Source organism: Pseudomonas imperatae, assembly GCF_057128625.1.
In genome coordinates, this window is sequence record NZ_JBSKHP010000012.1 from 178,897 (window position 1) to 204,936 (window position 26,040).

Below are 26,040 nucleotides of genomic sequence, written 5' to 3' on the forward strand. Positions count from 1 at the left end.
TGGGGAATCAATGGCTCAAGGCGTCGCGGCCAGTTTGGGGTAAAGCAGCAGGGTCAGTTCGCCGCGGTCGTAGCGGGTGGCGTCCTTGGGCAGGATTGCCAGCTCGCGCTTCTCGCTCTGGGTGCGCACCCGCAGCAACATGGCCACCGAGCCGCTCTGGCGCTGGCGGGCCAGCCACGGGTTGATGGTCTCGACGTTCTGCGCACGGCCTTCGGCGTCGGGGTAGCCCAGGCCGTACTGGGCCTCGCCGATCACGTCGTACAGGACCACGTGGGGACGGCCGGTGTGCCAGGCCATGCCGGCGGCGGCGCCCAGTTCGTTGCTGACCAGGGTGTCGGCCTGGCGCAGCTCGTCCAGGTGCTGGGCGGCGAAGGTGTCGGGCATTTCGCCGTCGGTGATGCTGTTGGGCACCGCTGCCGGCAGCACGGCCACGAACACCAGCATGGCCAGGGCCGGGGCCAGGTAATGGCGCAGTGGCTTGGCCACGGCCATGGCGTTGGCCACCACGAACACGCCCAGCGCCAGGCTGATCAGCAGCAGGTGCAGGGGTTCGTCCACGTACAGCGGGCGCTTGATTTGCAGGCCGGCCAGCACCAGCAGGGCGCTGCCGCCCAGCACCAGGTTGAACAGGGCGTTGGCCCGTGCCCAACGCACGGCGCCTTGTTGCACCTGGTCCACCAGCGCGTGGCCAATCAGCAGGGCCAGGGGCAGCAGGCACGGCATGATGTAGGTGGGCAGCTTGCCGCGGCTGAGGCTGAAGAACACCAGCGGCAGGGCGAACCACAGCAGCAGCAGGAACATCATCGGCGCCGTGCGCCGCTGCTGCCAGCCCTGGGCCAGCGCGTTGGGCAGCCACAGGGTCCAGGGCAGCGCAGCGGCCGCCAGGATCGGCAGGTAGAACCAGAACGGCCGGGCGTGCTGGGCGTCGTCACCGGCAAAGCGGCGCACGTGCTCGTGCCAGAAGAAGAACCGCCAGAAGTCGGGCTCCTGCTGGTGGATGGTCAGCGCCCAGGGCAGGGTCAGCACGGTGCACACGGCCACGGCCAGCCAGCCGAAGCGGATCAGCTCCGGCAGGCGACGTTGCCAGGCCATGTAGGGCAGGGCGATCAGCACCGGCAACAGCAGGGCCAAAAAGCCCTTGGTCATCAGGCCCATGGCGCAGGCCGCGCCCAGCAGGGCCCAGGCCAGCAGGCGCTGGCGCCCGCCGGTGCCATCCAGCGCATACCACAGGGTCACCAGGCTGAGGTTCACCCACAAGGTGAACAGCGGGTCGAGGTTGGCGTAGCCGGCCTGGCCGGCCACCAGGCCGAAGCTCATGTAGATCAGCGCGCAGGCCAGGCGCTTGGCCGGCGACTGCCACAGGCGCCCGGCGATCAGCCAGGCCAGCAGGCCGCTCAGGCCCAGCGCCAGCGCCGAGGCGATGCGGACCCCGAACAGGTTCTGGCCGAATATTGCCTGGCCCACGGCGATCAGCCAGTAGCCACCCGCGGGTTTTTCGAAATAGCGCAGGCCCATGAAGTGCGGCGAGGCCCAGTGGCCGGTCATGAGCATTTCCTGGCTGACCTGGGCGTAGCGGGTTTCGTCGGGAATCCACAGGCCGTGGAAGGGCAGGGGCATGACATACGCCAGCACGAAGGCGGCCAGCACAATAAACAGTGCGTGGCGCGCCGTGGCGGCACGGGACAGTTCCGCCGGGGTGCGGGTTATTGATATATCCATCTTCAACGGTCCGGGAAAGGGCAACGCGTGCCTGCAAGGCACAAGCTTGTTACACCAGTATTAAGGGGCAGCAACTATAGAGTAAGCAGTGCCCCCGCAAAGGTGATGAAACTTTGGATTACAAATTATTCTGCTTGGCACTTAATTGCAGTTGCACCAGGGTCTTGGGCCAAGCGTCCGCGTTGATCACACCGAGGATCACGGCCTTGCCGTGCTCGTCCAGGGTCAGCACCAGGGCGCTGTTGTATTCGGCGCCCGCCGCATGGGGGTAGCCCAGTTGTTTCTCGACATGGCCGATGCAACCGCTGTGGGTGACGGTCACCAGGTTGCGCTCCGGCACCTTGTGGGCGATGGCGTTCTGCAGCAGCGAGGTGTCGCAGTTGGCCAGCCATTCGGGGGCGGCAATGCCCTGGCCGAACATGTATTGGGCCGTCTGGGCGGTGCGGGTGGTGGGGCTGGTGAGCACGTCGGCGTGGCCCATGCCCAGGGTTTTCAGGGCCTGGCCCACTGTGGTGGAGGTCTCGCTGCCCAGCTGGGTGATGCCGTCGGCGGGGCCCAGGCAGGTATTGCTGGAGCGGTCGCAGCGCTCGGCATGGCGCACCAGCATGATCACGTCACCGGCCTGCCAGTGGCTGAGCAAACCCTGGCTGACGGCGTTGTGGCCGCTGCCCAGGTCGGTGGGCGAGCGGTGCAGGTAGCTGAACGTACCCAGCAACGCGGCGGCCACGGCCACGGCGGCGGCCGCGATCAACGCTTTGTGGATCACGGCACGACGCCGTCCGGTGGGCGCTGTGGTGGCAGCCTGTGCGCTGACGCTGTGAGCCATGGGAACACTCCTGCGGGAAAGTTAAACTTTTGTTCAGCTATTTATCGCAAGTTATGTGACAGCTTGCGTGGCTGGGATGGGCAGGAAGTTAAAAGGCGCGCCGTTGCATTGCGATGAAAAAGATGTAAAAAAATCGGTGTGGGCGGAGGAGTGGTTGGATAAGTCGGCATGCGTTAAGCATCCGTTAAGGAAAATGTGAAAAAACTGTGCTAATTGGAATTGTTTTGTATTAATTAACCGGTCACGGTTAATTAGGTTAAAACATAAGGGAGCGCCTCAGTCGTCAATCCGATCGCGCACTTCCCAACCCTCCGGCGCGCCGGTCAACATCGGGTTCAGGCCGGCGATGAACGCTGCGGTATAGGACGTGGCCAGGTGTGCTTGGTGAGCGGCAGCGTCGGCCCAGCGTTCGTGGATCACGAAGGCGTTGGCGTCATCGGGTTGCTGGTAGACGTTGAACACCAGGCAGCCGGGGGCCAGGCGCGATTGCTCGACCACCCCGCGCACGGCGTCGATGAAGCGCTGGCGCTGGGCCGGCCGGGTGCTCAGGCGCACCACGATGTTCTTGCTGGCAGCTGGGGCAGCAATGGCCTTGCGCGCGGGGGCCGGAAGGTCAGGCACTGGCTGCAGGGCGTACAGGCGTTCGGCGCGGGTGAGGGCGGCGGGTAGCAGCGCGGCCACCGGGGGCGGGTTCTGGTGCGTCGCGTAGGCCGCCTGGTCGCGCCAGCTTTCGAGCACCACCAGGGTGGCGTCTGTGGTGCCCAGGTCGAACATGATGTTGGCCGGGGCTGCCCGGCTGGCGTGGGCGTTGGCGCGCATGGCAGCGAGGTAGGCGTCGCGGGTGGGCGCCGCCAGCGTCTGGATGTGCAGGTACTGCACCTGGCCCTCATCCCCCCGCGCAGCGCCCAGCATCAGCACCCCGGCCAACAACGTCGCCGCAAACCTGCCCATGGCATCCCCCAAATCAAAAAACTGTAGCAGCTGCCGCAGGCGGCGTCCGAATGCCCCCGCAATCTCACCGGGAATACGCGGCGCCGGCGGACGCGGCCTTTGGCCGCTGCTACAGAAACCGCGTTGCAAACGGCGCGATCGGCGGGTTGCGCACGGCCCCGTAGCAGCTGCCGCAGGCGGCGTCCGAATGCCCCGCAGCTACGGGTGCTGGGCAAAACTCGCCAGCACATCTTCCGCGAACGCCCGTTGCGCTTCACTGACCCCTTGGCCACGGCGCCCGGCCAGGTAGAACGGCACCTCGAACAGCGCCTGCGCCTGCTCGATGGCGCGCAACAGGCCCCTGTCCACCCACGGCTGGGCGTAGTGGCGGGGCAGGTAGCCAATGTGCCGCCCGGAGAGAATGAACGCCAGGGTGCCTTCCACCTGTTCCGAACGCGCCGTGCTGTTGGCCATCAGCTGCGCTTCGCGGTTCTGCAGGAAGCGGTAGGGGTGTTCAACGCGGTCGGCGCCGCGCAGCAGCTCGTCGGCAACGCCTTCGGCGCTGAACAGCGGGTGGCCCTGGCCGCAGTACAGCTGTTGCACCTCGGTGAACAGCGGCCGGTAGTCGAACGCCGTCTGGCCCCTGGAAAAATAGCCGATGGCCAGGTCCAGGCGTTGCTCCAGCAGCAGGCGCTCCATGTCCGCCGGCATGGTGCTGAGCAGTTCGATGCGCACCGATTCGTCGCGCTGGCGGAAACGCTGCACCGCCAGGCCCAGGCGCTGGATGACGGTGGGGTCGAGCGCCTCGGAGAAACCCAGCCGCACCTCGCCCAGCAGGCGACCGGCAACGCCGTTGGATTGCTGGCGGAACTGTTCGATGGAGGCAAACAGCGTGCGTGCCGCCAGCAGCAGCTGTTCGCCCTTGGCGGTCAGGCGGAAGCCGGCCTTGCCACGGCTGCACAGGCGGTAGCCCAGGCGAGTTTCCAGGCGCGCCATGTGCTGGCTGATGGTGGGCTGGCTCAGGCCCAGCGCGCCTTGGGCCGCGCTGAAGCCGCCCGCTTCGACCACGCAGACGAACAGGCGCAGGTGGTGCAGATCCAGGTCATGCAGTTGGCCCAGCATCAAACATTGCTCCGCTTGAATGTCAGCTTCCGTGGTTCGGTATTTTTTCAATTTAAACCGCGCCGCATCATCAGCGCACGTCCTTTCTCGAGATATCCGTCATGCGCCCATGGTTACTGATGCTGTCCTTTGCGCTGGCCTTGCCGGTGCAGGCCGAAGACAAGGTGGTCAACCTCTACAGCTGGGCAGACTACGTCAGCCCGCAGACCCTGCAACGCTTCGAGCGGGAAACTGGCTACCAGGTGCGCTACGACACCTTCGAAACCCCCGAGGTGCTGGAGACCAAGCTGCTGATGGCCGCCAGTGGCTACGACGTGGTGGTGCCGTCCAGCAGCGTGCTGGCGCGGCTGCTCAAGGCCGGCGCCTTGCAGCCCACGGGGCAGCAGGGCATGCCCGGCTACGGCAACCTGGACCCGGACTTGCTGGGCAAGGTAGCCGCCGTGGACCCCGGCAATCGTTATGCGCTGCCCTACACCTGGGGCACCCTGGGCCTGGGCGTGAACCTCGAGGCGGTGCGCAAGCGCCTGCCGGACGCGCCGCTGGACAGCCTCGACCTGCTGTTCAAGCCCGAGTACGCCAGCCAGCTCGCCGATTGCGGTATCTCGCTGATCGACTCGCCCCAGGAGGTCATCGGCCTGGCCCTGCATTACCTGGGCAAGGACCCCTACAGCACCGACAAGGCCGACCTCGACGCCGCAGCCGCGCTACTGCACCGCCTGCAGCCCTACGTCAGCTACGTCGCCAACGGCCGGCAGATCAACGACCTGGCCAACGGTGCCACCTGCCTGGCCCTGACCTACAACGGCGACGCCGCCACGGCCGCCGACCAGGCGCACAAGGCCAACAAACCGTACCAGGTGCAGTACCACATACCGCGTGAAGGCACGCTGATCTGGCAGGACAACCTGGCCATTCCCAAGGACGCCCCCCACCCCGAGGCGGCGCGCGCGTTCATCGCCTTCATGCTGCGCCCCGAGTCGGTGGCCGACCTGACCAACACGCTGTTCTTCGCCAACGCCAACCAGCAGGCCACGCCGTTGGTGGACGAAGCCGTGCGCAACGACCCCGACATCTACCCCGGCGCGCCCATGCGCCAGCGCCTGTACGCCGACCAGAGCATGAGCCTTGCCGCCATGCGCCAGCGCACCCGCCTGTGGACTGCGTTCCGCAGCCGCGAACAATAAAAAAGGAGCACACCCATGGAACAAGCCTTCGACAATGACCAGGCCCTGACCCGCCCCAGCCTCTACGGCACGGCGGCGGAAAGCACCTACGGCGGCATTACCAGCTTCATGCGCCGCCGCTACAGCCGCGACCTCACCGGCGTGGACCTGGTGGTCAGCGGCGTGCCCTTCGACACCGCCACCAGCAACCGCCCCGGCGCGCGCTTTGGCCCGCGGGGCATCCGCAACGCCTCGGTGCAGTCAGCCTGGGCGCGCCACTGGCCCTGGCAGTTCGACCCCTTCGAGCACCTGGCGGTGATCGATTACGGCGACTGCAGCTTCGACCACGGCCGTCCCGAGTCGGTGCCGGCCAGCATCCAGCAGCACGCCGAGCATATCCTCGGCGCTGGCTGCGCGATGCTGACCCTGGGCGGCGACCACTTCATCACCTACCCGCTGCTGGCCGCCCATGCCAAGGTGCACGGCCCGCTGTCGCTGGTCCACTTCGACGCCCACAGCGACACCTGGCCGGACGAGGAGGGCCAGCGCATCGACCACGGCACCATGTTCTACCACGCCGCCCGCCAGGGCCTGGTCGACCCCGGGCGCTCGGTGCAGATCGGCCTGCGCACCACCAACGACGACACCCTGGGCTTCCAGGTGCTGGACGCCCGCCAGGTCCACCGCCAGGGCGTCGACGCTATCGTCGCGGCCATCCGCGAGCGGGTAGGCGACCATCCGGTCTATTTGACCTTCGACATCGACTGCCTGGACCCCGCGTTCGCCCCCGGCACCGGCACCCCGGTGTGTGGTGGCCTGAGCACGGTGCAGGCGCTGGACATCCTCGGCGGCCTGCGCGGCATCAACCTGGTGGGTATGGACCTGGTGGAAGTGGCGCCGGCCTATGACAGCGCCGAGATCACTTCGCTGGCAGGGGCAGCGTTGGCGATGGAGATGATGTGTTTGTATGCGGCGCGCCACTGCCACCTGACCACACCCCCGTAGCAGCTGCCGCAGGCTGCGTCCTGGGCCTGCGGGGTGGCCCAGACGCAGCCTGCGGCAGCTGCTACGGGGGTGCTTGCGTCGTTTGCATCAGGGTTGTTTGGTGGGTTTCGGGTCTTTCGCCGGGTTGTCGATGGGCGGTGGGTGGGGCGGGTCGGTGGCGGGGTCTTCGAGGGCTGGCGAGTCGGGGTCGAACCCCAGGTCTTCGTCCTTGTCGTGGGGCTTGTCACTGGTGGATGTGGCCATGTGGGTGTCTCCTTGAGCGGGTACGGGGCATCCGCACCTACCGTTGAGAAGCCCGCAACCGCCCCAAGTGCCGCGAACCAGACGGGTGGCAGCCCAGCAGCTTGCACCGGCGGAAGAGAGTAGGCAGGATAATGGCTATGTGATATCTCCCACTCCGCGAGGATACAGCCATGGCCCTGCGTATTCGGAAGTTCTCCCAACACGTCAAAGTCGAGATGGGCGGCGCCCAGATGGGTTCCAGCCTGATGGTCGCGCTGATTTTCGGCGGCATTATCTGGGCTATTTTCAACTGAGGCAGCGGCTGTGCGGGCCGCCTGTGGCGGCCCATGACGATCCGTCGCGGGCACTGGTTCTGGAGCTGTCGCGCTTTCCGTGGCAAGGTACGCGCCAAAGACGGGAACGCCAGCCATGGTTGGCGTTGCCCCAGCACGTGCAACGCTGACACTGGAAACCCGCATGCCCGATCCAACGGCGACCTCGCCGCACGCCCCCGAGCCCACGCTCAAACGCAACCTGTCCAACCGCCACATCCAGCTGATCGCCATTGGCGGCGCCATCGGCACCGGCCTGTTCATGGGCTCCGGCAAGAGCATCAGCCTGGCCGGCCCGTCGATTTTGTTCGTGTACATGATCATCGGCTTCATGCTGTTCTTCGTGATGCGCGCCATGGGCGAGCTGCTGCTGTCGAATCTCGAATACAAGTCGTTCATCGACTTCGCCACCGACCTGCTGGGCCCCTGGGCCGGCTTCTTCACCGGCTGGACCTATTGGTTCTGCTGGATCGTCACCGGCATCGCCGACGTCATTGCGGTGTCCAGCTACGCGCACTTCTGGTTCCCCGATGCGCCGCAATGGGCGCCGGCCCTGGCCTGCGTCGGCCTGCTGCTGGCGCTGAACCTGATCACCGTGAAGCTGTTCGGCGAGATCGAGTTCTGGTTCGCCATGATCAAGCTGGTGGCCATCGCGCTGCTGGTGGCCACGGGCATCTACCTGGTAGCCAGCGCGCCGGCGGCGGTGGCGGGGTACGGCCCGAGCCTGGCCAACCTGTGGAATGACGGCGGCCTGCTGCCCCACGGCTGGATGGGCTTCTTCGCCGGTTTCCAGATCTCGATCTTCGCCTTCGTCGGCATCGAGCTGGTAGGCACCGCAGCGGCCGAGACCAAGGACCCGCACCGCACGCTGCCGCGGGCGATCAACTCGATTCCGGTGCGTATCATCCTGTTCTACGTGCTGGCGCTGATCACCATCATGGCCGTCACCCCATGGCGCGAAGTGGTGGCCGACAAGAGCCCGTTCGTGGAGCTGTTCCTGATCGCCGGCTTCCCGGCTGCGGCTGCCTGCATCAACCTGGTGGTGCTGTCCTCGGCGGCGTCGTCGGCCAACAGCGGTATCTTCTCCACCAGCCGCATGCTCTTCGGCCTCGCCGGCGAAGGCCACGCCCCGCGCTCGTTCCAGCGCCTGGCCCGCAGCGGCGTGCCGGCCAACGGCCTGCTGTTCTCCTGCGCCTGCCTGCTGCTGGGCGTGGTGGTGATCTACCTGGTGCCCAACCTGATGCAGGCGTTCACCCTGGTCACCACCTTGTCGGCGCTGCTGTTCATGTTCGTCTGGACCATCATCCTGGTGTCGTACCTGGCCTACCGCAAGCAGCGCCCGCAGCTGCACGCGGCGTCCAGCTACCGCATGCCCGGCGGCCGCCTGATGTGCTGGGTGACCCTGGCGTTCTTCGCCGGCGTGCTGTGCCTGCTGACGCTCAAGGACGACACCCGCCAGGCGCTGTGCTTCGCGCCGTTGTGGTTCGTGATATTGGCGGTTGCCTATCCCTTCGTGCGCAAGCGCACGGCGCTGGCCACGCTGGCCAGCGAGTGAGGGAAGAGGAGGGCGGCCAGTGGTCGCCCTTTTTTGTCGCCTGCCGCTCTGTGCTAGGCTGAAACCGGTTTCAAATGGACTCTGGAGACAGCCATGTTGCGTCGTCATTTCAGCCAACTGGCCGCCCTGGCGCTGGTTGGCGGCTGGAACAGCCTCACTGTCGCTGCGCCGCAGGCGGTGCAAGCCTTGCGCTTGCAGCGCAACGGCTGGGTGCCCAACAACCCGCGCCTGCCGGTGCTGATCTACCCCCAAGCCATCGCCGTGCAGGGCAGCGACCCGGCGGCGCTGTTCGAGCGCACCTTCGCCGCCAACGGCTGGCCGCCACAATGGCGCTACGGGGTGTTCGACTATCACCACTACCACACCGAAGGCCACGAAGTGCTGGGCGTCGCTAGCGGTAGCGCACGGCTGATGCTGGGTGGGCCGGATGGGCATGTGGTGCCGGTCAGTGCCGGGGACGTGCTGTTGTTGCCGGCCGGGACCGGCCATTGCAACCTGGGCTCCAGCGACGACTTCCTGGTGGTGGGCGCCTACCCGCCGGGGCAGCACGCCGACATCTGCCGGGCGGCGCCCACGGCGGCGCAACAGGCGCGCATCGACGGCTTGCCGTTCCCCGACAGCGACCCGGTGCAGGGCGCTCAAGGCGCGGTGAAGCAGTATTGGCTGCCAGCGCGCAACACGTAGCAGCTGCCGCCAGGCTGCGTCCGGCTATGGCGCGGACGTGAGTGTGTTCGGACGCGGCCTTTGGCCGCTGCTACGGGTGCCTGGCGCGATTGCCTCCCGGCGTGCACTGAAGATTTCCAGCGTGGAAAAGGGCCAGCGCAGCCTTCGGCAGCGGCTACACCGAACCCGCGTAGCAGCTGCCGCAGGCTGCGTCCGCTCCACGCGGTGTGTCAGGCACAGCGCGTCGCGTATGACGCGGCCTGCGGCCGCTGCTACGGGGTGTTGAGGTAGGCGAGGGCCTGGTGGTATTTGCGGGCGCGGGCCAGGTCTTTGTCGCTGAGCTCAGGCAGGCGCGTAAGGTTGAGGTTGTCCTTGATGTCCTCGATTTTCACCCGCCGTGCCAGCGGGTTCACCGCCAGGCGCTGGATGAACGCCGTGTAGTCCTCGCCGGGCTGCTTGGTCAGGCACTCGATGGCGTTCACCACGGCCTCGGCAAAGCCCAGGGCGCGCAGGTCGGCCAGGGCGATGTCGCTGTCTTCCACCACGTCATGCAGCACCGCCACCATTTGCGCGTCGAGGTCGTCGAAGCGCAGCATCAGCCGCAGGGGGTGAAGGATATAGGCGCCCCCGGCCTTGTCGACCTGCCCGGCGTGGGCGCGGCAGGCCAGGGCGATGGCGGTGTCGAGGTTGCTCATGGGCGGGCCCGTCCGAGGTGGTATTGCTGGGCGCTGATTTCCTCGCCGTAGAGCAACGCATCGTTGAACAGTCGGTTCGCCGACGGCACGGGCATTGGCTTCCCTCGCTGCGTTGTAAACAGTCTTGGTCTGTTCGGTGTGCGCCTTCGCCCCGCCGGCTTTCGCGGCGATGGCTTGGAAATTAAGGGGCCAGTTTAAACGGTTTTGCTGTTCGGCTCATTAGCGGGCTTGCCCCGCCGGCCCTGACCCCACCTGGCCGCAGCGGCTACGCCTTCGAGGCAAACACCCCGCTCAGCACGAACGAATAGCGCTCCGGCCGAATGTGGAAGGTGGTCCGGTCGCAACAGCGGTCATCGGCGAACCACGAGGTGCGCTCCATCACCAGCAACGCTGCCCCGCGCTTCACCCCCAGCGCACTGGCCAGGGCCTTGTCGGCCTGCTGGGCGCGGATGGCCATGTCGGCGCGGGCCACGGCGCTGCCAGTCACGCTGTGCAGCACCGAGTAGATCGGCTGCTGCTCCACCTCTTCCCATACCACGCTGGCCAGCTGCGCCGGCAGGTAGCTGCGGCCCAGGGCGATGGGTTCGCCGTCGACATAATGCAGGCGCTCCACGCACAGGCACTGCGCGGCGCCTTCGAACAGCTGGCGCAGGGCGTCCGGGGTGGGCGCCAGGTGCTGGCCGATCACCCGCATGCTGGGCTGCAGGCCCTGCAACAACAAGGCTTCGTGGAAGCTGCGCAGGGCATCCAGGCCGTGGCGCACCTGCTTGGCGGCGGCAAAGGTGCCCTTGCCCTGTTTGCGCTCCACCACGCCGTCGTCGCACAGCTTGCCCACGGCCAGCCGCACGGTCACCCGGCTCACGCCAAAACGCTGGCCCAGTTCGGCTTCCGAGGGCAGCTTGCCGCTGGGCTCGAAGGCCCCGCGCTGGATTTCGTCCAGCAGTTGCTGGGCAATTTGCTCGTAGAGCGAGGTGGTGCTGTCACGAAGGATGGACACGGCTGGGCTTCCGTTGCTTCTAAGGTTATGAAAATACAATCTTGGTCTAACTTGTATTAATACGTATTATGTCAGGCAATCCATTGTAAACCACCTGACTGCGCTTGCCATGCCCCTGACTCCCTTTGTTTCGCCGCCTGGCGCCACCGCGCTCAGCGTGGACGCCATCCGCTTCAGCTACGCCAACGGCCACACGGTGTTCCAGGATTTCAGCCTGAGCGCGCGGCCGGGTGAGTTCGTCGCCATCCTCGGGCCATCGGGGTGCGGCAAGACCACCTTGCTCAACCTGCTGGCCGGCTTCCAGGCGCCGTCCGCCGGGCAAATCCACATCAACGGCAAGCCGGTGAAGCCCGAGCTGGCCGAGCTGGGCTACGTGTTCCAGGCGCCGCAGTTGTTCCCCTGGCTCACGGCGTTGGAGAACGTGCGCTTCGGCCTGCGCATGGCCGGGCAGGGCAGCGAAGCCGAGCAGCGCCACAAGGCCCTGGGCTACCTGCGCCTGGTGGGCCTGGAGCACGCCGCCCAGCGCCTGGCGCACCAGCTGTCCGGCGGCATGCAGCAGCGCGTGTCCCTGGCCCGCACCCTGGCGCTGGAGCCAGGGGTGTTGTTGATGGACGAGCCGTTCGCGGCGCTGGACGCCATCAGCCGCAACACCATGAACGAAGAAACCCTGCGCCTGTGGGCCGAGCTGGGCCAGACCGTGCTGTTCATCACCCACGACATTGACGAGGCGGTGTTCCTCGCCGATCGGGTGATTGTGCTGAACATCGCCCCCGGCGGCATTCACAGCGAGCTGGCCATCGACCTGCCGCGCCCGCGCAGCAACCGGGTGACCCGCCGCCTGCCGGCCTTCCTCGACTACCGCAATGAGCTGATGGAGCGCATCTCCCAGGTCATGGCGCAGTCCCCCAGTGCCATTCCCGCCCGTCCCTTGCCCGAGACCACCGCATGATCAGAACCCTTCTGCTGGCCGCTTCACTGTCGGCCCTGACCTTGGCCACCAGCGCCTTCGCCGCCGACAAACCGCTGCGCATCGGCTACGTGCTCGCCATGGCCAACGCCCCGGCGCTGATCGCCGACAAGGAAGGCTTCTACAAACAGGAAGGCCTGGACGTCGACCTCAAGGCGCTGGGCGACGGCCCGGTGATCCAGCAGGCGCTGGCTGCCGGCGAGCTGGACGTGGCCTACGTGGGCACGCCGCCGGTGTACCAGTGGTACTCGCGCGGCCTGAAAAGCACCATCCTGGCCAAGGTCAACTACGGCCAGGCGGCCGTGCTGGTAGGTGAGAAAAGCCCGATCGCGAGCCTGCAGGACCTTGCGGGCAAGAAGTTGGCGGGGGTGAAGAAGGGCAGCGGCATGGACGTGCTGCTGCGCGGCTACGTGCTCAAGGACAAGGCCGGCCTGGACCCGGACCACGACCTGAACATCATCGACATGCCGCCGGGCAACATGAACGCCGCCCTTGAGCGCGGCATCGTCGACGCCGCCTTCGCCTGGGAACCCTTCGTCAGCCAGGCCGAGCTGCGCGGCACCGCGCGGGTGCTGTTCGACGTCAACCAGGCGCTGCCGCAGTACCCCTGGTACGTGGTCATCGCCTTGCCAAAAACCCTGCAGGAACGCCCCGACGACGTGGTCAAGCTGCTGCGCGCGCACCGCAAGGCCGTGGCGTTCCTCAACGACCACCCGGCCGAGGCCAACCGCATCATCGCCGACGCCTTCCGCCTGGAGCCGGTGCAAGGCGCCGATGGCACCACCATCAGCCCCGAGCAGATCGTCGCCCGGGCGCGCACCCGCCTGGGCTGGTCGGCGGAGTTGAAACCCACCGACCTGGCGTTCATCCAGCGCCTGATGAACGACTCCAAGGCCCTGGGTTTCATGGATGTCGACATGACCCCGGCGCAGCTGGTGGACACCTCGTACCTGGAAAAAGCTTCGCACTGAGCCGCTCATGACCTTACCGAAACCAAATTGGGGCTGGGCCTCGCTGCCGTTCCTGGCGCTGGTGTGGATTGCCCTTGCCAGCCGTTTTCCCAGCTACGTGCTGCCGCAGCCGTGGGTGGTGGCCCACGAGGCCACGCGCTGGCTGGCCGACGGCTCGCTGCTGGTGCAACTGCGCGCCAGCCTGCTGGAAGAACTGGCCGGCTTCTGCGCCGCGGTGCTGGTGGCGGTGCTGCTGGGCAGCGCGGCAGGCCTGTCGCGGCATTTTCGCGACTTTGTCGCGCCGCTCAACAGCCTGTTCATGGCCATTCCGCCCATCGCCTGGGCGCCGCTGATCCTGATCATTTTCGGCCTGGGGTTCTTCTCCATCGTGCTGGTGATTTTCATCGCCGCCGTGTTCCCCATGGCCGTGACCCTGCAGGAAGGCGTGCAAGGCATTCGCGGCGGCGAAGTGCGCGCCGCGCGCACCCTGGGCGCCAGCCGCTGGCAGCTGCTGGCCCATGTGTACCTGCCGGCGTCGCTGCCGTTTCTCACCGCGGCGCTGCGCATTGGCTTCAGCCAGGGCTGGCGGGCGCTGGTGGCGGCGGAAATGATCGGCGCCTCCCAGGGCATCGGCTGGATGGTGTCCATGGGCGGGCAGATCGGCAACAGCAGCCAGGTGCTGCTGGGCATCGTGCTGATCGGCCTGCTGGCCTGGCTGATGGAGAGCCTGGTGTTCCGCCGCATCGAACGTCACTACCAGGCCTGGCGCGTCAACTGACCGGCCTGCTTTTCCCGAATTGATCACTGCAAGAGGTGTCACGTGAGCACTACTTTCGATCCGCGCGAAGCCGGTCATTACATCGCCCCCCAGGGGCTTTATGAGCGCAACAAGGCGCGGCCATTCCTGGGCGCCATCAGCTGCGACCGCCACACCCTGGTGGCCGGCCAATGGGACGAGATCACCCTGGTGTACGAAGTGGGCGGCAGTGGCCTGGCCGACGGCGCCTGGTTGAAGCTGGCGTTCAAGTTCTACTCCGACTGGGCGCTGTTCCAGACCAGCAACCCGGCGGGCGCCAACTACGTCAGCGCCGAGTACCAGGCCGGCGAGCTGGTGCCGGGCCAGAGCCAGGCCACGGTGCAGCACCTGAAGGTGCGCTTCGACCAGAAGGGCCACGAGCGGCCGTTCCAGAAGGCGCTGATCATCGACATCGTCGACGGCTACCTGAACCCCGGCGACCGCATCGTCATTCGCCTGGGCGACCGTCGCCAGGGCGGCGCCGGCACGCGGGTGCAGAGCTTCGTCGAAAAAGGCTTCCAGATGCGCCTGTTCATCGACCCGCTGGGCAGCTCGAAATTTGCCGAGGTGCCGGGCGACCTGCTGCTGGACATCGTGCCGGGGCCGGCCAGCCACCTGCAGGTGATCGCGCCGCGGCTGATCAGCGCCGGCGAGGCGTTCGACGTGCTGGTGCGCGCCGATGACGCTTGGGGCAACACCTGCCGGCAGCTGCCGCTGGCCGGCGTGCTGAGCCTGATAGGGCCTGAGGGCGCAAGCCGCGAGGAACCATTTGTGCTGGCCGAGCAGGGTTGGGCGGTGGTGCGCCTGGCCGGGCTGCAGTTGCAGGGGCTGGGCGAATGGCAGCTGCGTGCGCGCATCAACCACTCCGGCGTGGCGCCTAGCGTGGCGTTCGTCACGGTGGATGCCGCCGGCGCCGGCCTGCGCCCGCTGTACGCCGACCTGCACGTGCATTCCGATGACACCGTGGGCACCAACGACACCCTGTACAACCTCAGCTATGGCCGCGACGTTGCCGGCCTGGACGTGCTGGGTTACACCGCCAACGACTTCAACATTACCGAGCAGCGCTGGGACCAGGCCGTGGCGCTGATCAGCGAACTCAACGAACCGGGCCGTTTCGTCTGCTACCCGGGCACCGAATGGTGTGGCAACTCCTGCGCCGGTGGCGACCGCAACGTGGTGTTCCTGCACGACCGCAAGCCCGAGTTCCCGTTCGACAACCAGGGCCGCCTGGTACGCTCCTTCGAGTGGAACGAGTTCACCGCCGGCACCATCAAGCCCGGCGCCTGGCCGGTGGACGAGCTGTACGCCGCCTACGCCAAGGACCCTGAGGGCCACCTGATGATGCCCCACGTGGGCGGCCGCCGCTGCAACCTGGACTGGCACCACCCTGAGCTTGAACGCCTGATTGAAGTGGGCTCGGCCTGGGGCCAGTTCCACTGGGTGTACGCCGAGGCGCTGCAGCGCGGCTACCGCGTCGGCGCCGCCGCCAACAGCGACGAACACCAGGGCCGCTGCGGCGGTGGCGTGCCCGCCACTGCGGTGTTCGGCTCGCGCGGCGGGCTCACCGGCGTGCTGGCCAGCGGCTTCGACCGCGCCAGCGTCGGCAAGGCCTTGCGCGCCCGCCGCACCTTCGCCACCACCGGCGAGCGCACGTTCGCCAGCCTGCGCCTGGGCGAGCATTTGATGGGCGAGGTGTGCAGCGCGCCGGCCAGCGCCACCCTCGACTACCGCCTGCTGGGCGACAGCGGCTGGGAGCAGGTGGACCTGTTCGACGGCGAGCAACTGATCTGGTCGCGCAACCTGCACCAGGAACTGGGCCTGTCCAGCCAGCGCATTCGCCTGCGCCTGGGCGGCGCGCGCATCAAGGACCGTTACCGTGGCGCCTACTGGGCGGGCGAGATCCAGGTCACCGGCGCGGTGATCAAGGGCTTCACCACCCAGGGCCTCGACCACCCTGAACAAACCGTGTGGCGCCAGGACGCCACGCGCCTGGCGTTCCGCACCGACACCAACGGCGACACCGACAGCATCGAGCTGGAGCTGTCGCAACTGGCGGGCGCGCGCATCCAGGTGCGCAGCCGCATCGACAACTACGTCAAGGTCGGCGACCCGTCCCAGCCCCAACCGTTCGTGCACGCGCCAGGGGTGGACATCGACCTGAGCGGTGATGCGCTGCTGGCCGCCGGCGAGCACATCCAGCGCCTGCCGGGCGCCGAGTTGCAGGTGTCGCTGGAGCGCATGACCCAGGCAGCGCTGCCGCGCGAACTGCAGGGCCGCATCGGCCTGGGCGAGCTGGGCCTGGACCCCAGCCGTGAACATCCGTTGTTCATCTGCGCGCGCCAGCGCGACCAGTCAAGGGTGTGGACCTCGGCGTTGTTCCTGAGCGTGCCAGGCTGAGCGCGGCGCCTGGGGACGCCACAAAGGCCCGCGTAGCAGCTGCCGCAGGCTGCGTCCGGGGCTGATGCGGCGCGCCCAGGGGTACGCGGCGCCTGCGGACGCGGCCTTTGGCCGCTGCTACGGGGATCTGCGTAGCAGCTGCCGCAGGCTGCGTCCCGGGCCGATGGGCGTTACAGGCTGTACACAACCCCCACCTGCACCGTCCGCGGCGCGCCGGGGTAGGCGTACACGTTGCCGAACGCGCCTTCCTCGTAGTAGCGGTTGAACAGGTTCTTCACGTCCAGGTTCAGCCGCACGTGTTCGTTGACCTTGTAGTAGCCCAGCAGGTCGAACACGCTGTAGCCGGCCATGGCGAACGCGGTGTTGGCGGTCTGCCCGGCGCGCTCGGCGACGTAGCGGCCGCCGGCGCCCAGGCCCAGGCCCTTGAGGCTGCCGTCCTGGAACTCGTAGACGTTGAGCAGGCTCAGGCTGTTGCGCGGGATGTTGACCAGGCGGGTGCCCGCACGCAGGGTGTTGTCCTTGGTCACCTCGGCATCGACGTAGGCGTAGCCGCCGGTCACCCGCCACTCGGGGGTGAGGTTGCCGGCCACGTTGATGTCCAGGCCACGGCTACGCACCTCGCCAGCGGCGACGCTATAACTGCTGTCCACCGGGTCGGTGGTCAGCACATTGCGTTTGTCGATCTGGTAGACGGCGGCGTCGACGCTGAGCGGGCGGTCGAGGGATTGCCACTTCACCCCCAGTTCCACCGACTTGCCTTTCTCCGGGGCGAAGCCTGTACTGCTGGTGCTGCCGCTGGTGGGGCGGCTGGCACCGGTGTTGGGCTTGAAGGAGCGGGCGGCGTCGGCATACACCGCCAGGCTGTCGGTCAGGTCATAGATCACCCCCACGCGCGGGGTGACCGCGTTGTCGGCGGCGGTCCAGTTGCGGCCGCCGGCCACGTAGGTTTCGTAGTCATGCTCGAAGCGCTCGAAGCGCGCGCCGGCCAGCACCTTCAGGCGCTCGGTCAGCGCCACCTGGTCCTGGACGAAGGCGGCGTAGGTCTTGAGGTTTTCCTTGTCGTGGGTCGGCGTGCGCGTGAGGGCCGGGCGCGGCTGGCCGTACACCGGGTCGAAGAGGTCGATGGGGTAGGCGCCGACCGCGCCGCTGGAGCGCTGGATGATCGATTTGTAGTCGTAGGTTTCGACCTCGACGCCGGTCAGCAGCGTGTGCTCCAGGCCGCCGGTGGCGAAATGGCCGGTGAGGTTCAGCTGGCTGTCCTTGTCGGTCCATTCCAGCTTGCGGTAATTGAAGTTGCGGCCCAGGGTGCGGCCGTCGGCGCCGATGCCGTTGGCCTCCACGGCGTTGCCGGCCAGGGTGCCGTCCAGCCACTGGAAGCCGCCGCCCAGGGTCCAGTTGTCATTGAGGAAATGCTCGAAGCGCAGCTGGGCCATGTTGTTGTCGTTGTGCAGCTTGCCGGCGTCTTTTTCGCCGAAGAAGGTCGAGCGCGAGGCCGTGCCGAGCTGCCCGGGGTAACGGGTCACGCCGCGGTCCAGCGGGTGGTTGTTGCGCATGAAATCGCCTTCGAACACCACCCTGGTGTCGTCGCTGACCTGCCAGCTCAGTACCGGCGCAATGCCGTAGCGCTCGGTCTGCACGTGGTCGCGGAAGGTGTCGCCGCCTTCGCCCACCACGTTCAGGCGGTAGGCCAGGCGGCCTTGTTCGTCCAAGGGGCCGCTGGCGTCGAGGGTGCCGCGGCGCATGCCCTGGCTGTCGACCTGGCTGCCCAGCGTCACGGCAGGCGCCGCCAGCGGCTGCTTGGACACCACGTTGAACGTGCCGCCGGGGTCGCCGCGGCCGTACAGGGTCGTGGCCGGGCCGCGCAGCACTTCCAGGCGCTCGATGGTGTTGGCGTCGGGCATGTTCGGGTAGCCGCGGTTGACGGGGAAACCGTTGCGGTAGAACTCGCCCGTGGTGAAGCCGCGCACGGTGAAGGTGGTCAGCCCCTGCCCGCCGAAATTGTTGGCGCGGCCCACGCCGCCGGCGTAGTCGAGGGCGTCCTGCAGGCGGGTGGCGCCGATGTCGTCGACCACGTCGCGGGTCACCACGCTGATCGACTGCGGGGTGTCATGGATAGCGGTGTCGGTGCGCGTGGCACTGGCCGAGCGGGTCGCCAGGTAGCCGGTGACCGGGCCCTGGGCGCTTTCGGCGTCGGCGATGCCGGTGATGGCGGTGGCCTGGAGTTCCAGCTGGCCGTTTTCAGCGCGGGTTTCTTCCGCCCACGCAGCAGGGGCGAGCACGTGCAGCACGCAAAGGGGGAGCAGGGTACGACGCATGGATCGGGGTCTCGACAGGGAGTCTGGGAGGGTCGGCGTCCGTGCCGTAGATTGTATCGAGATGATAACAATACGTAGATACAAATGACATTCGTTATTGTTTGTCATGTTGTTGCAAAAACCCGTAGCAGCGGCCCCTAGGCCGCGTCCCGCCCCATGCACAAAAACACAACACTTGAAATAGTTCGTATACTGAGCATATCGTAATGGCGCGTCGCATCCCTTCAATAACAACAAGGACAACGCCCCATGCAATTCCACCTCAACGGCTTCCAGCCCGGTGACCCCGACCTCCATCCCGCCGCCTGCGGCGCTACCACCGCGCTGCCCGAAGCGGTCGATGTACTGATCGTCGGCAGCGGCCCTGCCGGGCTGGTGCTGGCCGCGCAGCTGGCGCGGTTCCCCGGCATCGTCACCCGCGTGGTCGAGCGCCGCGCCGGTCGCCTGCAACTGGGCCAGGCCGACGGCATCGCCTGCCGCAGCGTCGAGATGTTCCAGGCGTTCGGCCTGGCCGAGCCGCTGCTGCGCGAGGCCTACTGGGTCAATGAAACGGCGTTCTGGCGCCCGGCTGCGGCCGACCGCCAGCGCATCGAGCGCACCGGCCGGGTGCAGGACACCGAGGACGGGCTGTCGGAATTCCCCCACGTCATCGTCAACCAGGCACGTATCCAGGATTACCTGCTCGACAGCATGCTCAAGGGCCCCCAGCGCCTGGCGCCGGACTACAACCTGGCGCTGGCGCACCTCACCCGCGATGAGCATCCCAGCCACCCGGTGCAAGCCACCTTGCAGCGCACCGACGGTGGGCCTGAGGTGCAGGTGCGCGCCCGCTACCTGGTGGGGTGTGACGGTGCCCGCAGCCAGGTGCGCGCGGCCATCGGCCAGCAGCTGCGCGGCGATGCCGCCAACCACGCCTGGGGCGTGATGGACGTGCTGGCGGTGACGGATTTTCCCGACGTGCGCCTGAAGGCCGCGGTGCAGTCGGCGGCGGGCAACATGATCCTCATCCCGCGCGAAGGCGGGCACCTGGTGCGCCTGTACGTGGACCTGGGCGAGGTTACCGAGGCCAACCGCGCGGCCATTCGCGCCACGGCGGTGGAGGCGTTGATTGCTACCGCGCAGCGCATCCTGCAGCCGTATGTGCTGGAGGTGAAAAGCGTGGTGTGGTCGTCGGTGTATGAGGTGGGCCAGCGCCTTACTGACCGTTTCGACGACAGCGTGGACGCCGCCGGGCAAGTGCGTGAACCGCGGGTGTTCATCGCCGGCGACGCCTGCCATACCCACAGTGCCAAGGCCGGGCAGGGCATGAACGTGTCCATGCAGGACGCCTTCAACCTGGGTTGGAAACTGGCGGCGGTGTTGCAGGGGCGTAGCCCAACATCGCTGTTGGCCAGCTATTCCCAAGAGCGCCAGCCGGTGGCCCAGGAGTTGATCAACTTCGACAAGGAGTGGTCGGCGATGATGGGGGCGCCGCCCAAGGACCCGCTGAACCCGGCCGCTGGCGGCGTCGACCCCAGCGAGCTGCAGGCGTATTTCGTCCAGGCCGGCCGCTACACTGCCGGCGTTGCCACCCGCTACCGGCCGGGGCCGCTGACCGGGCGGGGCACCTGGCAGGCCCTGGCCAGTGGCTTGGCGATCGGTGCGCGGTTCCATTCTGCGCCGGTGATCCGCCTGGCCGATGCCCGGCCCATGCAGCTGGGCCACGCGGCGCAGGCGGACGGGCGCTGGCGGCTGTATGCCTTCGCCGATGCCTCGGGGCAGGCGCTGGCGGGGCTGTGCGAGTACCTGCTCAACGACCTTGGCTCGCCGGTGCGGCGCTTCACCCCGGCCGGTGCCGACCTGGACAGCGTGCTGGACGTGCGTGCCGTGTACCGCCAGGCGCTGCCCGTCGAACAGCTGCCGGCGCTCCTGCTGCCGCGCAAGGGTTGCTTCGGGCTGATTGACTATGAGAAGGCCTTCGTCGTCGACGCGGCGGCCGACATTTTCGCCCTGCGCGGCATCGACCCGGTGCACGGCGCGCTGGTGCTGGTGCGGCCTGACCAGTACATCGCCCATGTGCTGCCACTGGACGGCCACGGTGAACTGGAGGCATTCTTGCAGCCGATTCTTGTTCCGCAATAGAAGGCAGTCCACTGTGCCGCTTGACGCTCACCCTCGCATTCTCGTGCACACCGGCAGCCTGATACGCCGGGCGCAACAACGCCACGTCGCCATCTGGCAGCGCGAAGTGTCCACGGAAGTCACCAGCGTGCAGTACGCGGTGCTGCTGGTGCTGGAGCAACGCCCCGGCATCAGCCAGCGCGAGCTGGGCGACGAGCTCGACCTGGACCGCTCCACCATCGCCGAACTGGTGGCGCGCATGGTGCGCAACGGCGTGCTCGAACGCGTGGGCGACCCCCAGGACAAGCGCCGCAACACCCTCTACCTGACCGCGCCCGGCCGGGCGCAACTGGGCGAACTCAAACCGCGGGTCGCCAACGTCGAACAGGTGCTCACCCAGCACCTGAGCAGCGAAGAGCGCGAGCAACTGCGCGGCCTGATGGAACGCCTGCTGGCCCCCCTCCCGTAGCAGCGGCCAAAGGCCGCGTCCGGCCACGCCGCGGTATTCCTGAAGATACGCAGCGTATTCGGACGCGGCCTGCGGCCGCTGCTACGCGGTGTTGCGCGCGCATTATTTCGCGTAGCAGCTGCCGCAGGCGGCGTCCGGCCACGCCGCGTTATTCCGGAAGACACGCAGCGCATTCGGACGCGGCCTGAGGCCGCTGCTACGCGGGTTCCGCGCTCGCCCTTGCCAACCCCGCCACCGACGCCTCCACCAACGCCCGGGCGATCTCGCTGGCGTGCTCCACATGGCGCGCCAACGCGCGCAGGTGCGGCGGGCCGTTTTCCACCAATTCCGCTGCGCCCGCGCTCACGCCTTTCAGGTATTCGCACGCCTGGGTCAGTGCCTCGTTTACGGGCATGCCGTCGCGCACCGCCAGAATTGGCAAATCGCCTGCGCAAGGACCAAAGGCGTGGTGAGTGGTGAGTGAATCGGTCATGGGGTGGGCGCTCCTGCGCAGTGGTTCAGGGTGGAATCGATCAGCACGTGGCTCAACAGCAATTGGCCGCGCACGGCGTCCAACGCTTCCTGGATAAAGGGTTCCTCGGCCACGACGGCATCGACGATCGGCAGGCGCTGCTCCAACAGGTCCAGCGACTGATTGGCGCGGTCAAGGGTGCGTTTGAGCGCGTGCAAATAATGGGGGATGCGTGGCAGGTTGGCAGGCAGGCCTTGCAGCAGCGCCAGGCTGAGCAGGTCCTTGAGGTCCATGTCGATGCCATTGAGGGGGGATTCGGGTGGGTCGGGGGTCGGCTTGACCATGGTGATGCTCCTGACGATTCAATGAACCGCCAAGTTCCGCTGCGAACGGAATGGGTGGCGGCTGTTCGCAGGTTCGCAGACCGGACCGTCAGGTACCCGGCGCACCCGAAGGTGCCCCACGCTCAGCCGCCATAACAAGATATTGCCGCAAACGGCAACGGGAATGACGGCGCTTGGCGCCTGACGAATATTCTCTGGGCTGCGAAACCCGTCCGCTGATTTGGCAGCGGCGGACGGAGAGTAGCCTCGTCAAAAAGTCAGTGCAAGCGAAAATCACGAACGACGATGATAGAAACATTTCGTCATTATTTTCTGTGTGTAAGGGGATTATCTCAGATCTTGTGTGAAATTTCCTAGGGCATTTCCGAAGACGTATTAAAACAGCCTCTACCGCAACTTTGCAGCGTCGTAAACCTCACTGCGTGATCGCTTGCCAATTGCCACAATTGTCACCACTACTCGGTCATCTTCAACCCGGTAAACGAGGCGATAGCCTGCGCTCTTCAACTTGATTTTGTAGTGATCCGGCATCCCGGCCAATGCATCGCCAGCGACTCTTGGGGCCTCCAGCCGCTGACGCAGCTTTTTCTTCAACTGTTCTCGCAGTGTATGGCCCAGCTTTTCCCATTCCTTGAAGGCTGCTGGGACGAACTCAAGCCTATAAGTCATCCAGGTCTACCGGGATGCCCTTTTCGTGTTGACGGGATTTGGCAATTTCGACAAGGTCCAGATCATCCAGACGTTCCATCATGGCTTCAAAAACCTCAGCCGGCACCATGTACCCCATCACTCGATTGTGGTTGAGTACCGCAATCGGCTGACCTTCAGCACTGTTCATGACAGCTGTTGGATTCTTCTTCAGCTCGGAGACGCTGACGGCCATTTCGGCGAGAACGCTTTGCATAATTTAAGCCCTCAATTAAGGTCTTTATTTTGGTCTTTTGTGTGTGACAATGCAAATCTTACACACCCCCACTGGTCCGCCCTAAAGGTAGCGGTGTGTTATGGGAATACGAGATGTCAATACACCGGCTTATAACTCACCCTCAACCCCGCCGCCATATCCCTCGCCAACCCCGGCACATCCTCTATACCCATGTTCGCCACGCTCAGCCGAATCGCCGCGCCATCCCCCAAGCGAAACGGCTTGCCGGCCTGCACTGCCCACCCGTACGACGCCAGCGCCTGCACCGCCGTGGTCTCATCGGCCACGGCAATCCACACATGCAACCCTTCGCCCGGCCCCTCGCAGCGCACGCCTTCGGCGTTCAGCGCGCGAATCAATGCCAGGCGCCGCTGCGCGTAGCTGTCGGCGGCGCGCGCCAGTTGCCCATCGGCCACCACCTGCTGCCACAACCCGGCGGCCAGCCGCTGCAAAAGGTGACTCACCCAGCGTGACGCCACCGCCTGCAAGCGCTGCATGTCGGCCAGCAACGCCCCGTTGGCGGCCACCACCGACAGGCGCAGGTCGGGGCCCAGGAACTTGCTCACCGAGGTGATGTGCAGCCAGCGCGCGGGCAGGGGCGCAAGCTGCGCGGGCCCGCCTTGGCTCAAGGGCCCCCAGTGGTCGTCGAGGATCAGCAGTGTTTCCGGGCTGCCTTGCAACGCGGCCGCCCATTCGCGCCAACGGGCGGGTGAAAACGAGCGCCCCGTGGGGTTGTGCGCCCGTGGCGTGAGGATTACAGCGGGCACATCGCCCAACCCGCCGGGCGGGCAGGCGCCGTGTACGTCGCCGGCCAACGGCACGGCCTTGAGCCGCAGGCTCGCCAGCAACGCCAGCACCGGCGGCCAGCAGGGGTCTTCCACCAGCACCCGGTTGCCCGGCCGGCAGTGCGCGCGCAGGGCTTTTTCCATGGCGTCCATGGCGCCGTGGAACACGCCGATATGTTCGGTGGGCAGCTGCTGGTCGCGCAGCCATTGCGCGGCCATGGTCAGCAACGCCGGATGGTCGCTCTGCAAGTCATGACCCGTGTCGGCGGGCAACTGGTTCAGCCAGTCACCTTGCAGCCGCGGCAGCAACCTGGGGTCGACGTTGCCGCTGGCCACGTCACGCAAATGCGCGGGCAGGGCATGCCGCGCCACGGCTGGCGCCACGCGCTCGGCGACGCGGGTGCCGCGGCGCCCATCGGTGTCCACCCAGCCGGCATCGCGCAGGTGCTTGTAGGCCGCCGCCACAGTGTTGGGGCTGACCTGCAGCTGGCTGGCGAGCTGGCGCACGGCTGGAAGCAGTTGCCCGGTAACAATTTCGTGGGCACGGATTGCCCGCTCAATCGATTCAGCGATCTCGACAGCGGTGGTGCCTGAAGCCAATAATGTATTCATACATTCACTATATTGTATTGGTACAAATATGAAAAGCGCTTGGTTAGTAAGACATGTGCCGTTTGAGGGTATTGGCGTGTACGGCGCCGTGCTGGAACAGCGTGGCTATCAGCTTCGCGTCATCGAGGCGCCGTTGGCAGCACTGGCCGAACTCGATGCCGGCGAGCCCGACCTGCTGGTGATGCTCGGCGGCCCGCTCGGCGCGTTCGACGAGGCCACGTACCCTTACCTGGCCGACGCACTGCGCCTGGTGCAACAGCGGCTGGCCAGCGGCAAGCCCTTGTTGGGCATCTGCCTGGGCGCGCAACTGATTGCCCGCGCGCTGGGCGCCGAGGTCCGTGCCATGGGCTACAAGGAAATCGGCTACGCGCCGGTGAACCTGACTGAAGCGGGCCGACAGTCGGTGTTGGCCCCCCTGCAAGGGGCCGGGCCGGTGCTGCATTGGCACGGCGACCAATTCCAGATTCCGGCCGGCGCCACCCACCTGGCCCGTTCCGAGCACTGCGCAAACCAGGCGTTCAGCGTCGGCAATGCGGTGCTGGCGCTGCAGTTCCACCCCGAGGCCGACCCACGGCAGCTGGAGGCCTGGCTGGTGGGGCACGCCGCAGAACTGGCCGGCGCCGGTATCGACCCGCGCACGTTGCGGGCACAGGCGGCAACGGTGGGGGACGACCTGGTGCGTGTGAACCAGCACCTGTTCGCGGCCTGGCTCGACCAGGCCGGCGCCTGATGCGCCTGGGCCAACTGGACGCCTTGCTGGTAGGCAAGGCCGTGCCCTTTATGCGCAGAGGCACCCGCAGCGCCATCGCCAAGCACGCCGTTGAAGGGGCGTTGGCGGCTACGGCCCTCGGCCTTGCAGGCGATGAGCAAGGTGACCTGCGCATTCATGGTGGCGTGGACAAGGCCATCCACTTGTACCCCCGGGAACACTACGCGCGCTGGCAACAGTTGCTAGGCGAGCACCCGCTGCTGGCCGCGCCCGGCGCCTTCGGTGAAAACCTCGCCACGGTGGGCATGACCGAGCAAACCATCTGCCTGGGCGATGTCATCCGCTGCGGCACCACGCTGCTGGAGGTCAGCCAGACCCGCCAGCCGTGCTGGAAGCTCAACGACCGTTTCGGCGTGCCGGACATGGCCTTGCGCATGCAGGGCACCGGCATGACCGGCTGGTATTTCCGGGTGCTGGAAGGCGGGCAGATGCGCGCTGGTGACCGCTTCGCCCTGGAGGCCCGACCCCACCCCGACTGGAGCCTGGCGCGAGTAGTGGCGGTGCTGTACCAACGCACCCTGGACCGCGATGAGCTGCTGGGGCTGGCGGCGTTGCCGCTGGTGCCGTCGTGGCAGCGGCTGGTGCAGCGCCGGGTGGAGCAGGCGCAGGTGGAGGATTGGAATGGCAGGCTATGTGGGCCTGCGCAAATGACAGTAGCAGGGGGTTGAGATGGATATGTACAGGGTTGTGGTGTGCAAGGCTAAAAAGCGCTGGTGCGTGGTCGACATCGAACATCTGGACGCCAGGACGATATTGGCCGACGTTGCCGCACGTTTCCCCTTGGAACAAGGCTTCGATATATCGGTGGTGAAAAAGCATGGCGAGAAGCGCCTGCTGGAGGTTTCTCCTGCGGGGGTGAAGATGCTGTCTGCTGAACCACTGTTCGAGTTATTCCCATTTAATTGATTATTGCGGGTCGGCCTTCGTT

28 protein-coding genes are annotated in these 26,040 nt (G+C 66.7%); 14 read left to right on the forward strand and 14 right to left on the reverse strand.

From position 1 onward, the window contains the following. Nucleotides 1-15 precede the first annotated feature (15 nt). The 4 genes from arnT to ACWKWX_RS17210 form a co-directional block, all read right to left on the reverse strand. The gene (gene arnT / locus ACWKWX_RS17195; RefSeq protein WP_483828410.1) at nucleotides 16-1,719 is read right to left on the reverse strand and encodes a lipid IV(A) 4-amino-4-deoxy-L-arabinosyltransferase; all 1,704 of its coding nucleotides are present in this window, start codon (nucleotides 1,717-1,719) and stop codon (nucleotides 16-18) included. 118 nt (nucleotides 1,720-1,837) lie between these two features. Next, on the reverse strand, nucleotides 1,838-2,545 hold the full coding sequence (gene pmrG, locus ACWKWX_RS17200) for a lipopolysaccharide core heptose(II)-phosphate phosphatase PmrG (RefSeq protein ID WP_483828411.1): 708 nt from the start codon (nucleotides 2,543-2,545) through the stop codon (nucleotides 1,838-1,840). A 276-nt stretch (nucleotides 2,546-2,821) separates the two neighbouring features. Then, the gene (locus ACWKWX_RS17205; RefSeq protein ID WP_483828412.1) at nucleotides 2,822-3,496 is read right to left on the reverse strand and encodes a putative quinol monooxygenase; all 675 of its coding nucleotides are present in this window, start codon (nucleotides 3,494-3,496) and stop codon (nucleotides 2,822-2,824) included. Between the two features lie 198 nt (nucleotides 3,497-3,694). Continuing rightward, nucleotides 3,695-4,597 carry a LysR family transcriptional regulator gene (locus ACWKWX_RS17210; RefSeq protein ID WP_483828413.1) on the reverse strand — a complete coding sequence of 301 codons (903 nt, stop codon included), beginning with the start codon at nucleotides 4,595-4,597 and terminating at the stop codon, nucleotides 3,695-3,697. Between the two features lie 101 nt (nucleotides 4,598-4,698). Here ACWKWX_RS17210 and ACWKWX_RS17215 point away from each other — a divergent pair, with 101 nt between their 5' ends. Both ACWKWX_RS17215 and speB read left to right on the forward strand, forming a co-directional pair. Beyond that, nucleotides 4,699-5,781: an extracellular solute-binding protein gene (locus ACWKWX_RS17215; protein ID WP_483828414.1), complete on the forward strand. Its 1,083-nt coding sequence runs from the start codon at nucleotides 4,699-4,701 to the stop codon at nucleotides 5,779-5,781. A 15-nt stretch (nucleotides 5,782-5,796) separates the two neighbouring features. Further along, complete coding sequence (speB, locus tag ACWKWX_RS17220) at nucleotides 5,797-6,765, forward strand: agmatinase (RefSeq protein ID WP_483828415.1); 969 nt, start codon at nucleotides 5,797-5,799, stop codon at nucleotides 6,763-6,765. A gap of 87 nt (nucleotides 6,766-6,852) precedes the next feature. On the opposite strand, the gene ACWKWX_RS17225 is transcribed toward speB, so the two are convergent. Then, on the reverse strand, nucleotides 6,853-7,008 hold the full coding sequence (locus tag ACWKWX_RS17225; protein ID WP_483828416.1) for a DUF6021 family protein: 156 nt from the start codon (nucleotides 7,006-7,008) through the stop codon (nucleotides 6,853-6,855). 170 nt (nucleotides 7,009-7,178) lie between these two features. Here ACWKWX_RS17225 and ACWKWX_RS17230 point away from each other — a divergent pair, with 170 nt between their 5' ends. From ACWKWX_RS17230 to ACWKWX_RS17240, 3 genes are all read left to right on the forward strand, one after another. Then, nucleotides 7,179-7,301 (forward strand): hypothetical protein, encoded by a 123-nt coding sequence (locus ACWKWX_RS17230; protein WP_483828417.1) that lies wholly within the window; start codon nucleotides 7,179-7,181, stop codon nucleotides 7,299-7,301. 163 nt (nucleotides 7,302-7,464) lie between these two features. Further along, on the forward strand, nucleotides 7,465-8,874 hold the full coding sequence (cycA, locus tag ACWKWX_RS17235; protein ID WP_483828418.1) for a D-serine/D-alanine/glycine transporter: 1,410 nt from the start codon (nucleotides 7,465-7,467) through the stop codon (nucleotides 8,872-8,874). A gap of 93 nt (nucleotides 8,875-8,967) precedes the next feature. Next, nucleotides 8,968-9,558 (forward strand): cupin, encoded by a 591-nt coding sequence (locus tag ACWKWX_RS17240; protein WP_483828419.1) that lies wholly within the window; start codon nucleotides 8,968-8,970, stop codon nucleotides 9,556-9,558. A 251-nt stretch (nucleotides 9,559-9,809) separates the two neighbouring features. Here the strand turns inward: ACWKWX_RS17240 and ACWKWX_RS17245 are convergent, their stop codons facing one another. The 3 genes from ACWKWX_RS17245 to ACWKWX_RS17255 form a co-directional block, all read right to left on the reverse strand. Next, nucleotides 9,810-10,232: a GTP pyrophosphokinase gene (locus ACWKWX_RS17245; protein WP_483828420.1), complete on the reverse strand. Its 423-nt coding sequence runs from the start codon at nucleotides 10,230-10,232 to the stop codon at nucleotides 9,810-9,812. Continuing rightward, nucleotides 10,229-10,327, reverse strand: a complete 99-nt coding sequence (locus ACWKWX_RS17250) for a hypothetical protein (RefSeq protein WP_483828421.1) — start codon at nucleotides 10,325-10,327, stop codon at nucleotides 10,229-10,231. Before ACWKWX_RS17250 ends, ACWKWX_RS17245 begins: the two co-directional genes overlap by 4 nt. A gap of 170 nt (nucleotides 10,328-10,497) precedes the next feature. Next, nucleotides 10,498-11,229 (reverse strand): GntR family transcriptional regulator, encoded by a 732-nt coding sequence (locus ACWKWX_RS17255; protein WP_483828422.1) that lies wholly within the window; start codon nucleotides 11,227-11,229, stop codon nucleotides 10,498-10,500. A gap of 109 nt (nucleotides 11,230-11,338) precedes the next feature. On the opposite strand from ACWKWX_RS17255, the gene ACWKWX_RS17260 reads away from it, so the two are divergent. From ACWKWX_RS17260 to ACWKWX_RS17275, 4 genes are read left to right on the forward strand one after another with little or no spacing between them, the layout of a single operon-like run. Further along, entirely contained in the window at nucleotides 11,339-12,178 is an 840-nt protein-coding gene (locus ACWKWX_RS17260) for an ABC transporter ATP-binding protein (RefSeq protein ID WP_483828423.1), read from the forward strand. Next, nucleotides 12,175-13,167: an ABC transporter substrate-binding protein gene (locus ACWKWX_RS17265; RefSeq protein WP_483828424.1), complete on the forward strand. Its 993-nt coding sequence runs from the start codon at nucleotides 12,175-12,177 to the stop codon at nucleotides 13,165-13,167. The genes ACWKWX_RS17260 and ACWKWX_RS17265 overlap by 4 nt, the downstream gene beginning before the upstream one ends. A gap of 7 nt (nucleotides 13,168-13,174) precedes the next feature. Next, entirely contained in the window at nucleotides 13,175-13,924 is a 750-nt protein-coding gene (locus tag ACWKWX_RS17270; RefSeq protein ID WP_416423954.1) for an ABC transporter permease, read from the forward strand. Nucleotides 13,925-13,966: 42 nt separating this feature from the next. Next, a complete protein-coding gene (locus ACWKWX_RS17275) occupies nucleotides 13,967-16,342 on the forward strand; it encodes a hypothetical protein (RefSeq protein ID WP_483828425.1) in 2,376 nt (791 codons plus the stop codon). Between the two features lie 170 nt (nucleotides 16,343-16,512). Here the strand turns inward: ACWKWX_RS17275 and ACWKWX_RS17280 are convergent, their stop codons facing one another. After that, the gene (locus tag ACWKWX_RS17280) at nucleotides 16,513-18,657 is read right to left on the reverse strand and encodes a TonB-dependent siderophore receptor (protein ID WP_483828426.1); all 2,145 of its coding nucleotides are present in this window, start codon (nucleotides 18,655-18,657) and stop codon (nucleotides 16,513-16,515) included. A 249-nt stretch (nucleotides 18,658-18,906) separates the two neighbouring features. Between ACWKWX_RS17280 and ACWKWX_RS17285 the strand changes: the two genes are divergently transcribed. Both ACWKWX_RS17285 and ACWKWX_RS17290 read left to right on the forward strand, forming a co-directional pair. Further along, nucleotides 18,907-20,778 carry an FAD-binding monooxygenase gene (locus ACWKWX_RS17285; protein WP_483828427.1) on the forward strand — a complete coding sequence of 624 codons (1,872 nt, stop codon included), beginning with the start codon at nucleotides 18,907-18,909 and terminating at the stop codon, nucleotides 20,776-20,778. A gap of 13 nt (nucleotides 20,779-20,791) precedes the next feature. Then, a complete protein-coding gene (locus tag ACWKWX_RS17290; RefSeq protein ID WP_416423958.1) occupies nucleotides 20,792-21,226 on the forward strand; it encodes a MarR family winged helix-turn-helix transcriptional regulator in 435 nt (144 codons plus the stop codon). Nucleotides 21,227-21,422: 196 nt separating this feature from the next. Here the strand turns inward: ACWKWX_RS17290 and ACWKWX_RS17295 are convergent, their stop codons facing one another. The 5 genes from ACWKWX_RS17295 to ACWKWX_RS17315 all read right to left on the reverse strand — a co-directional run bounded on the left by ACWKWX_RS17295 (nucleotide 21,423) and on the right by ACWKWX_RS17315 (nucleotide 24,343). Then, nucleotides 21,423-21,698 carry a hypothetical protein gene (locus ACWKWX_RS17295; protein ID WP_483828428.1) on the reverse strand — a complete coding sequence of 92 codons (276 nt, stop codon included), beginning with the start codon at nucleotides 21,696-21,698 and terminating at the stop codon, nucleotides 21,423-21,425. Beyond that, entirely contained in the window at nucleotides 21,695-22,021 is a 327-nt protein-coding gene (locus ACWKWX_RS17300) for a hypothetical protein (protein ID WP_416423960.1), read from the reverse strand. Before ACWKWX_RS17300 ends, ACWKWX_RS17295 begins: the two co-directional genes overlap by 4 nt. 387 nt (nucleotides 22,022-22,408) lie before the next feature. Then, on the reverse strand, nucleotides 22,409-22,690 hold the full coding sequence (locus tag ACWKWX_RS17305; RefSeq protein ID WP_416423961.1) for a type II toxin-antitoxin system RelE family toxin: 282 nt from the start codon (nucleotides 22,688-22,690) through the stop codon (nucleotides 22,409-22,411). Further along, complete coding sequence (locus tag ACWKWX_RS17310; RefSeq protein ID WP_416423962.1) at nucleotides 22,680-22,925, reverse strand: type II toxin-antitoxin system prevent-host-death family antitoxin; 246 nt, start codon at nucleotides 22,923-22,925, stop codon at nucleotides 22,680-22,682. The genes ACWKWX_RS17305 and ACWKWX_RS17310 overlap by 11 nt, the downstream gene beginning before the upstream one ends. Nucleotides 22,926-23,041: 116 nt before the next feature. Then, nucleotides 23,042-24,343 (reverse strand): aminotransferase class I/II-fold pyridoxal phosphate-dependent enzyme, encoded by a 1,302-nt coding sequence (locus ACWKWX_RS17315; RefSeq protein WP_483828429.1) that lies wholly within the window; start codon nucleotides 24,341-24,343, stop codon nucleotides 23,042-23,044. Nucleotides 24,344-24,371: 28 nt separating this feature from the next. Here ACWKWX_RS17315 and ACWKWX_RS17320 point away from each other — a divergent pair, with 28 nt between their 5' ends. Genes ACWKWX_RS17320 through ACWKWX_RS17330 form a run of 3 tightly spaced genes read left to right on the forward strand, consistent with a single transcriptional unit; the run spans nucleotide 24,372 to nucleotide 26,018 of the window. Beyond that, nucleotides 24,372-25,073, forward strand: coding sequence for a glutamine amidotransferase (locus ACWKWX_RS17320; RefSeq protein ID WP_483828430.1), 702 nt, complete (start codon nucleotides 24,372-24,374; stop codon nucleotides 25,071-25,073). Next, nucleotides 25,073-25,780: an MOSC domain-containing protein gene (locus ACWKWX_RS17325; RefSeq protein ID WP_483828431.1), complete on the forward strand. Its 708-nt coding sequence runs from the start codon at nucleotides 25,073-25,075 to the stop codon at nucleotides 25,778-25,780. Before ACWKWX_RS17320 ends, ACWKWX_RS17325 begins: the two co-directional genes overlap by 1 nt. Before the next feature lies 1 nt (nucleotide 25,781). Then, nucleotides 25,782-26,018 carry a hypothetical protein gene (locus ACWKWX_RS17330; RefSeq protein ID WP_483828432.1) on the forward strand — a complete coding sequence of 79 codons (237 nt, stop codon included), beginning with the start codon at nucleotides 25,782-25,784 and terminating at the stop codon, nucleotides 26,016-26,018. Nucleotides 26,019-26,040: the final 22 nt, after the last annotated feature.

Bases quoted from the DNA above. Each gene is read 5' to 3' on its own strand.
- ACWKWX_RS17210 (WP_483828413.1), bottom strand. From the start codon at position 4,597: ATGCTGGGCCAACTGCATGACCTGGATCTGCACCACCTGCGCCTGTTC.
- ACWKWX_RS17265 (WP_483828424.1), top strand. From the start codon at position 12,175: ATGATCAGAACCCTTCTGCTGGCCGCTTCACTGTCGGCCCTGACCTTG.
- ACWKWX_RS17285 (WP_483828427.1), top strand. From the start codon at position 18,907: ATGCAATTCCACCTCAACGGCTTCCAGCCCGGTGACCCCGACCTCCAT.
- arnT (WP_483828410.1), bottom strand. From the start codon at position 1,719: ATGGATATATCAATAACCCGCACCCCGGCGGAACTGTCCCGTGCCGCC.
- ACWKWX_RS17325 (WP_483828431.1), top strand. From the start codon at position 25,073: ATGCGCCTGGGCCAACTGGACGCCTTGCTGGTAGGCAAGGCCGTGCCC.
- ACWKWX_RS17250 (WP_483828421.1), bottom strand. From the start codon at position 10,327: ATGCCCGTGCCGTCGGCGAACCGACTGTTCAACGATGCGTTGCTCTAC.
- ACWKWX_RS17270 (WP_416423954.1), top strand. From the start codon at position 13,175: ATGACCTTACCGAAACCAAATTGGGGCTGGGCCTCGCTGCCGTTCCTG.
- ACWKWX_RS17215 (WP_483828414.1), top strand. From the start codon at position 4,699: ATGCGCCCATGGTTACTGATGCTGTCCTTTGCGCTGGCCTTGCCGGTG.
- ACWKWX_RS17310 (WP_416423962.1), bottom strand. From the start codon at position 22,925: ATGCAAAGCGTTCTCGCCGAAATGGCCGTCAGCGTCTCCGAGCTGAAG.
- ACWKWX_RS17305 (WP_416423961.1), bottom strand. From the start codon at position 22,690: ATGACTTATAGGCTTGAGTTCGTCCCAGCAGCCTTCAAGGAATGGGAA.
- ACWKWX_RS17300 (WP_416423960.1), bottom strand. From the start codon at position 22,021: ATGGTCAAGCCGACCCCCGACCCACCCGAATCCCCCCTCAATGGCATC.
- ACWKWX_RS17315 (WP_483828429.1), bottom strand. From the start codon at position 24,343: ATGAATACATTATTGGCTTCAGGCACCACCGCTGTCGAGATCGCTGAA.
- cycA (WP_483828418.1), top strand. From the start codon at position 7,465: ATGCCCGATCCAACGGCGACCTCGCCGCACGCCCCCGAGCCCACGCTC.
- ACWKWX_RS17225 (WP_483828416.1), bottom strand. From the start codon at position 7,008: ATGGCCACATCCACCAGTGACAAGCCCCACGACAAGGACGAAGACCTG.
- pmrG (WP_483828411.1), bottom strand. From the start codon at position 2,545: ATGGCTCACAGCGTCAGCGCACAGGCTGCCACCACAGCGCCCACCGGA.
- speB (WP_483828415.1), top strand. From the start codon at position 5,797: ATGGAACAAGCCTTCGACAATGACCAGGCCCTGACCCGCCCCAGCCTC.
- ACWKWX_RS17320 (WP_483828430.1), top strand. From the start codon at position 24,372: ATGAAAAGCGCTTGGTTAGTAAGACATGTGCCGTTTGAGGGTATTGGC.
- ACWKWX_RS17260 (WP_483828423.1), top strand. From the start codon at position 11,339: ATGCCCCTGACTCCCTTTGTTTCGCCGCCTGGCGCCACCGCGCTCAGC.
- ACWKWX_RS17240 (WP_483828419.1), top strand. From the start codon at position 8,968: ATGTTGCGTCGTCATTTCAGCCAACTGGCCGCCCTGGCGCTGGTTGGC.
- ACWKWX_RS17295 (WP_483828428.1), bottom strand. From the start codon at position 21,698: ATGACCGATTCACTCACCACTCACCACGCCTTTGGTCCTTGCGCAGGC.
- ACWKWX_RS17230 (WP_483828417.1), top strand. From the start codon at position 7,179: ATGGCCCTGCGTATTCGGAAGTTCTCCCAACACGTCAAAGTCGAGATG.
- ACWKWX_RS17205 (WP_483828412.1), bottom strand. From the start codon at position 3,496: ATGGGCAGGTTTGCGGCGACGTTGTTGGCCGGGGTGCTGATGCTGGGC.
- ACWKWX_RS17245 (WP_483828420.1), bottom strand. From the start codon at position 10,232: ATGAGCAACCTCGACACCGCCATCGCCCTGGCCTGCCGCGCCCACGCC.
- ACWKWX_RS17330 (WP_483828432.1), top strand. From the start codon at position 25,782: ATGGATATGTACAGGGTTGTGGTGTGCAAGGCTAAAAAGCGCTGGTGC.
- ACWKWX_RS17280 (WP_483828426.1), bottom strand. From the start codon at position 18,657: ATGCGTCGTACCCTGCTCCCCCTTTGCGTGCTGCACGTGCTCGCCCCT.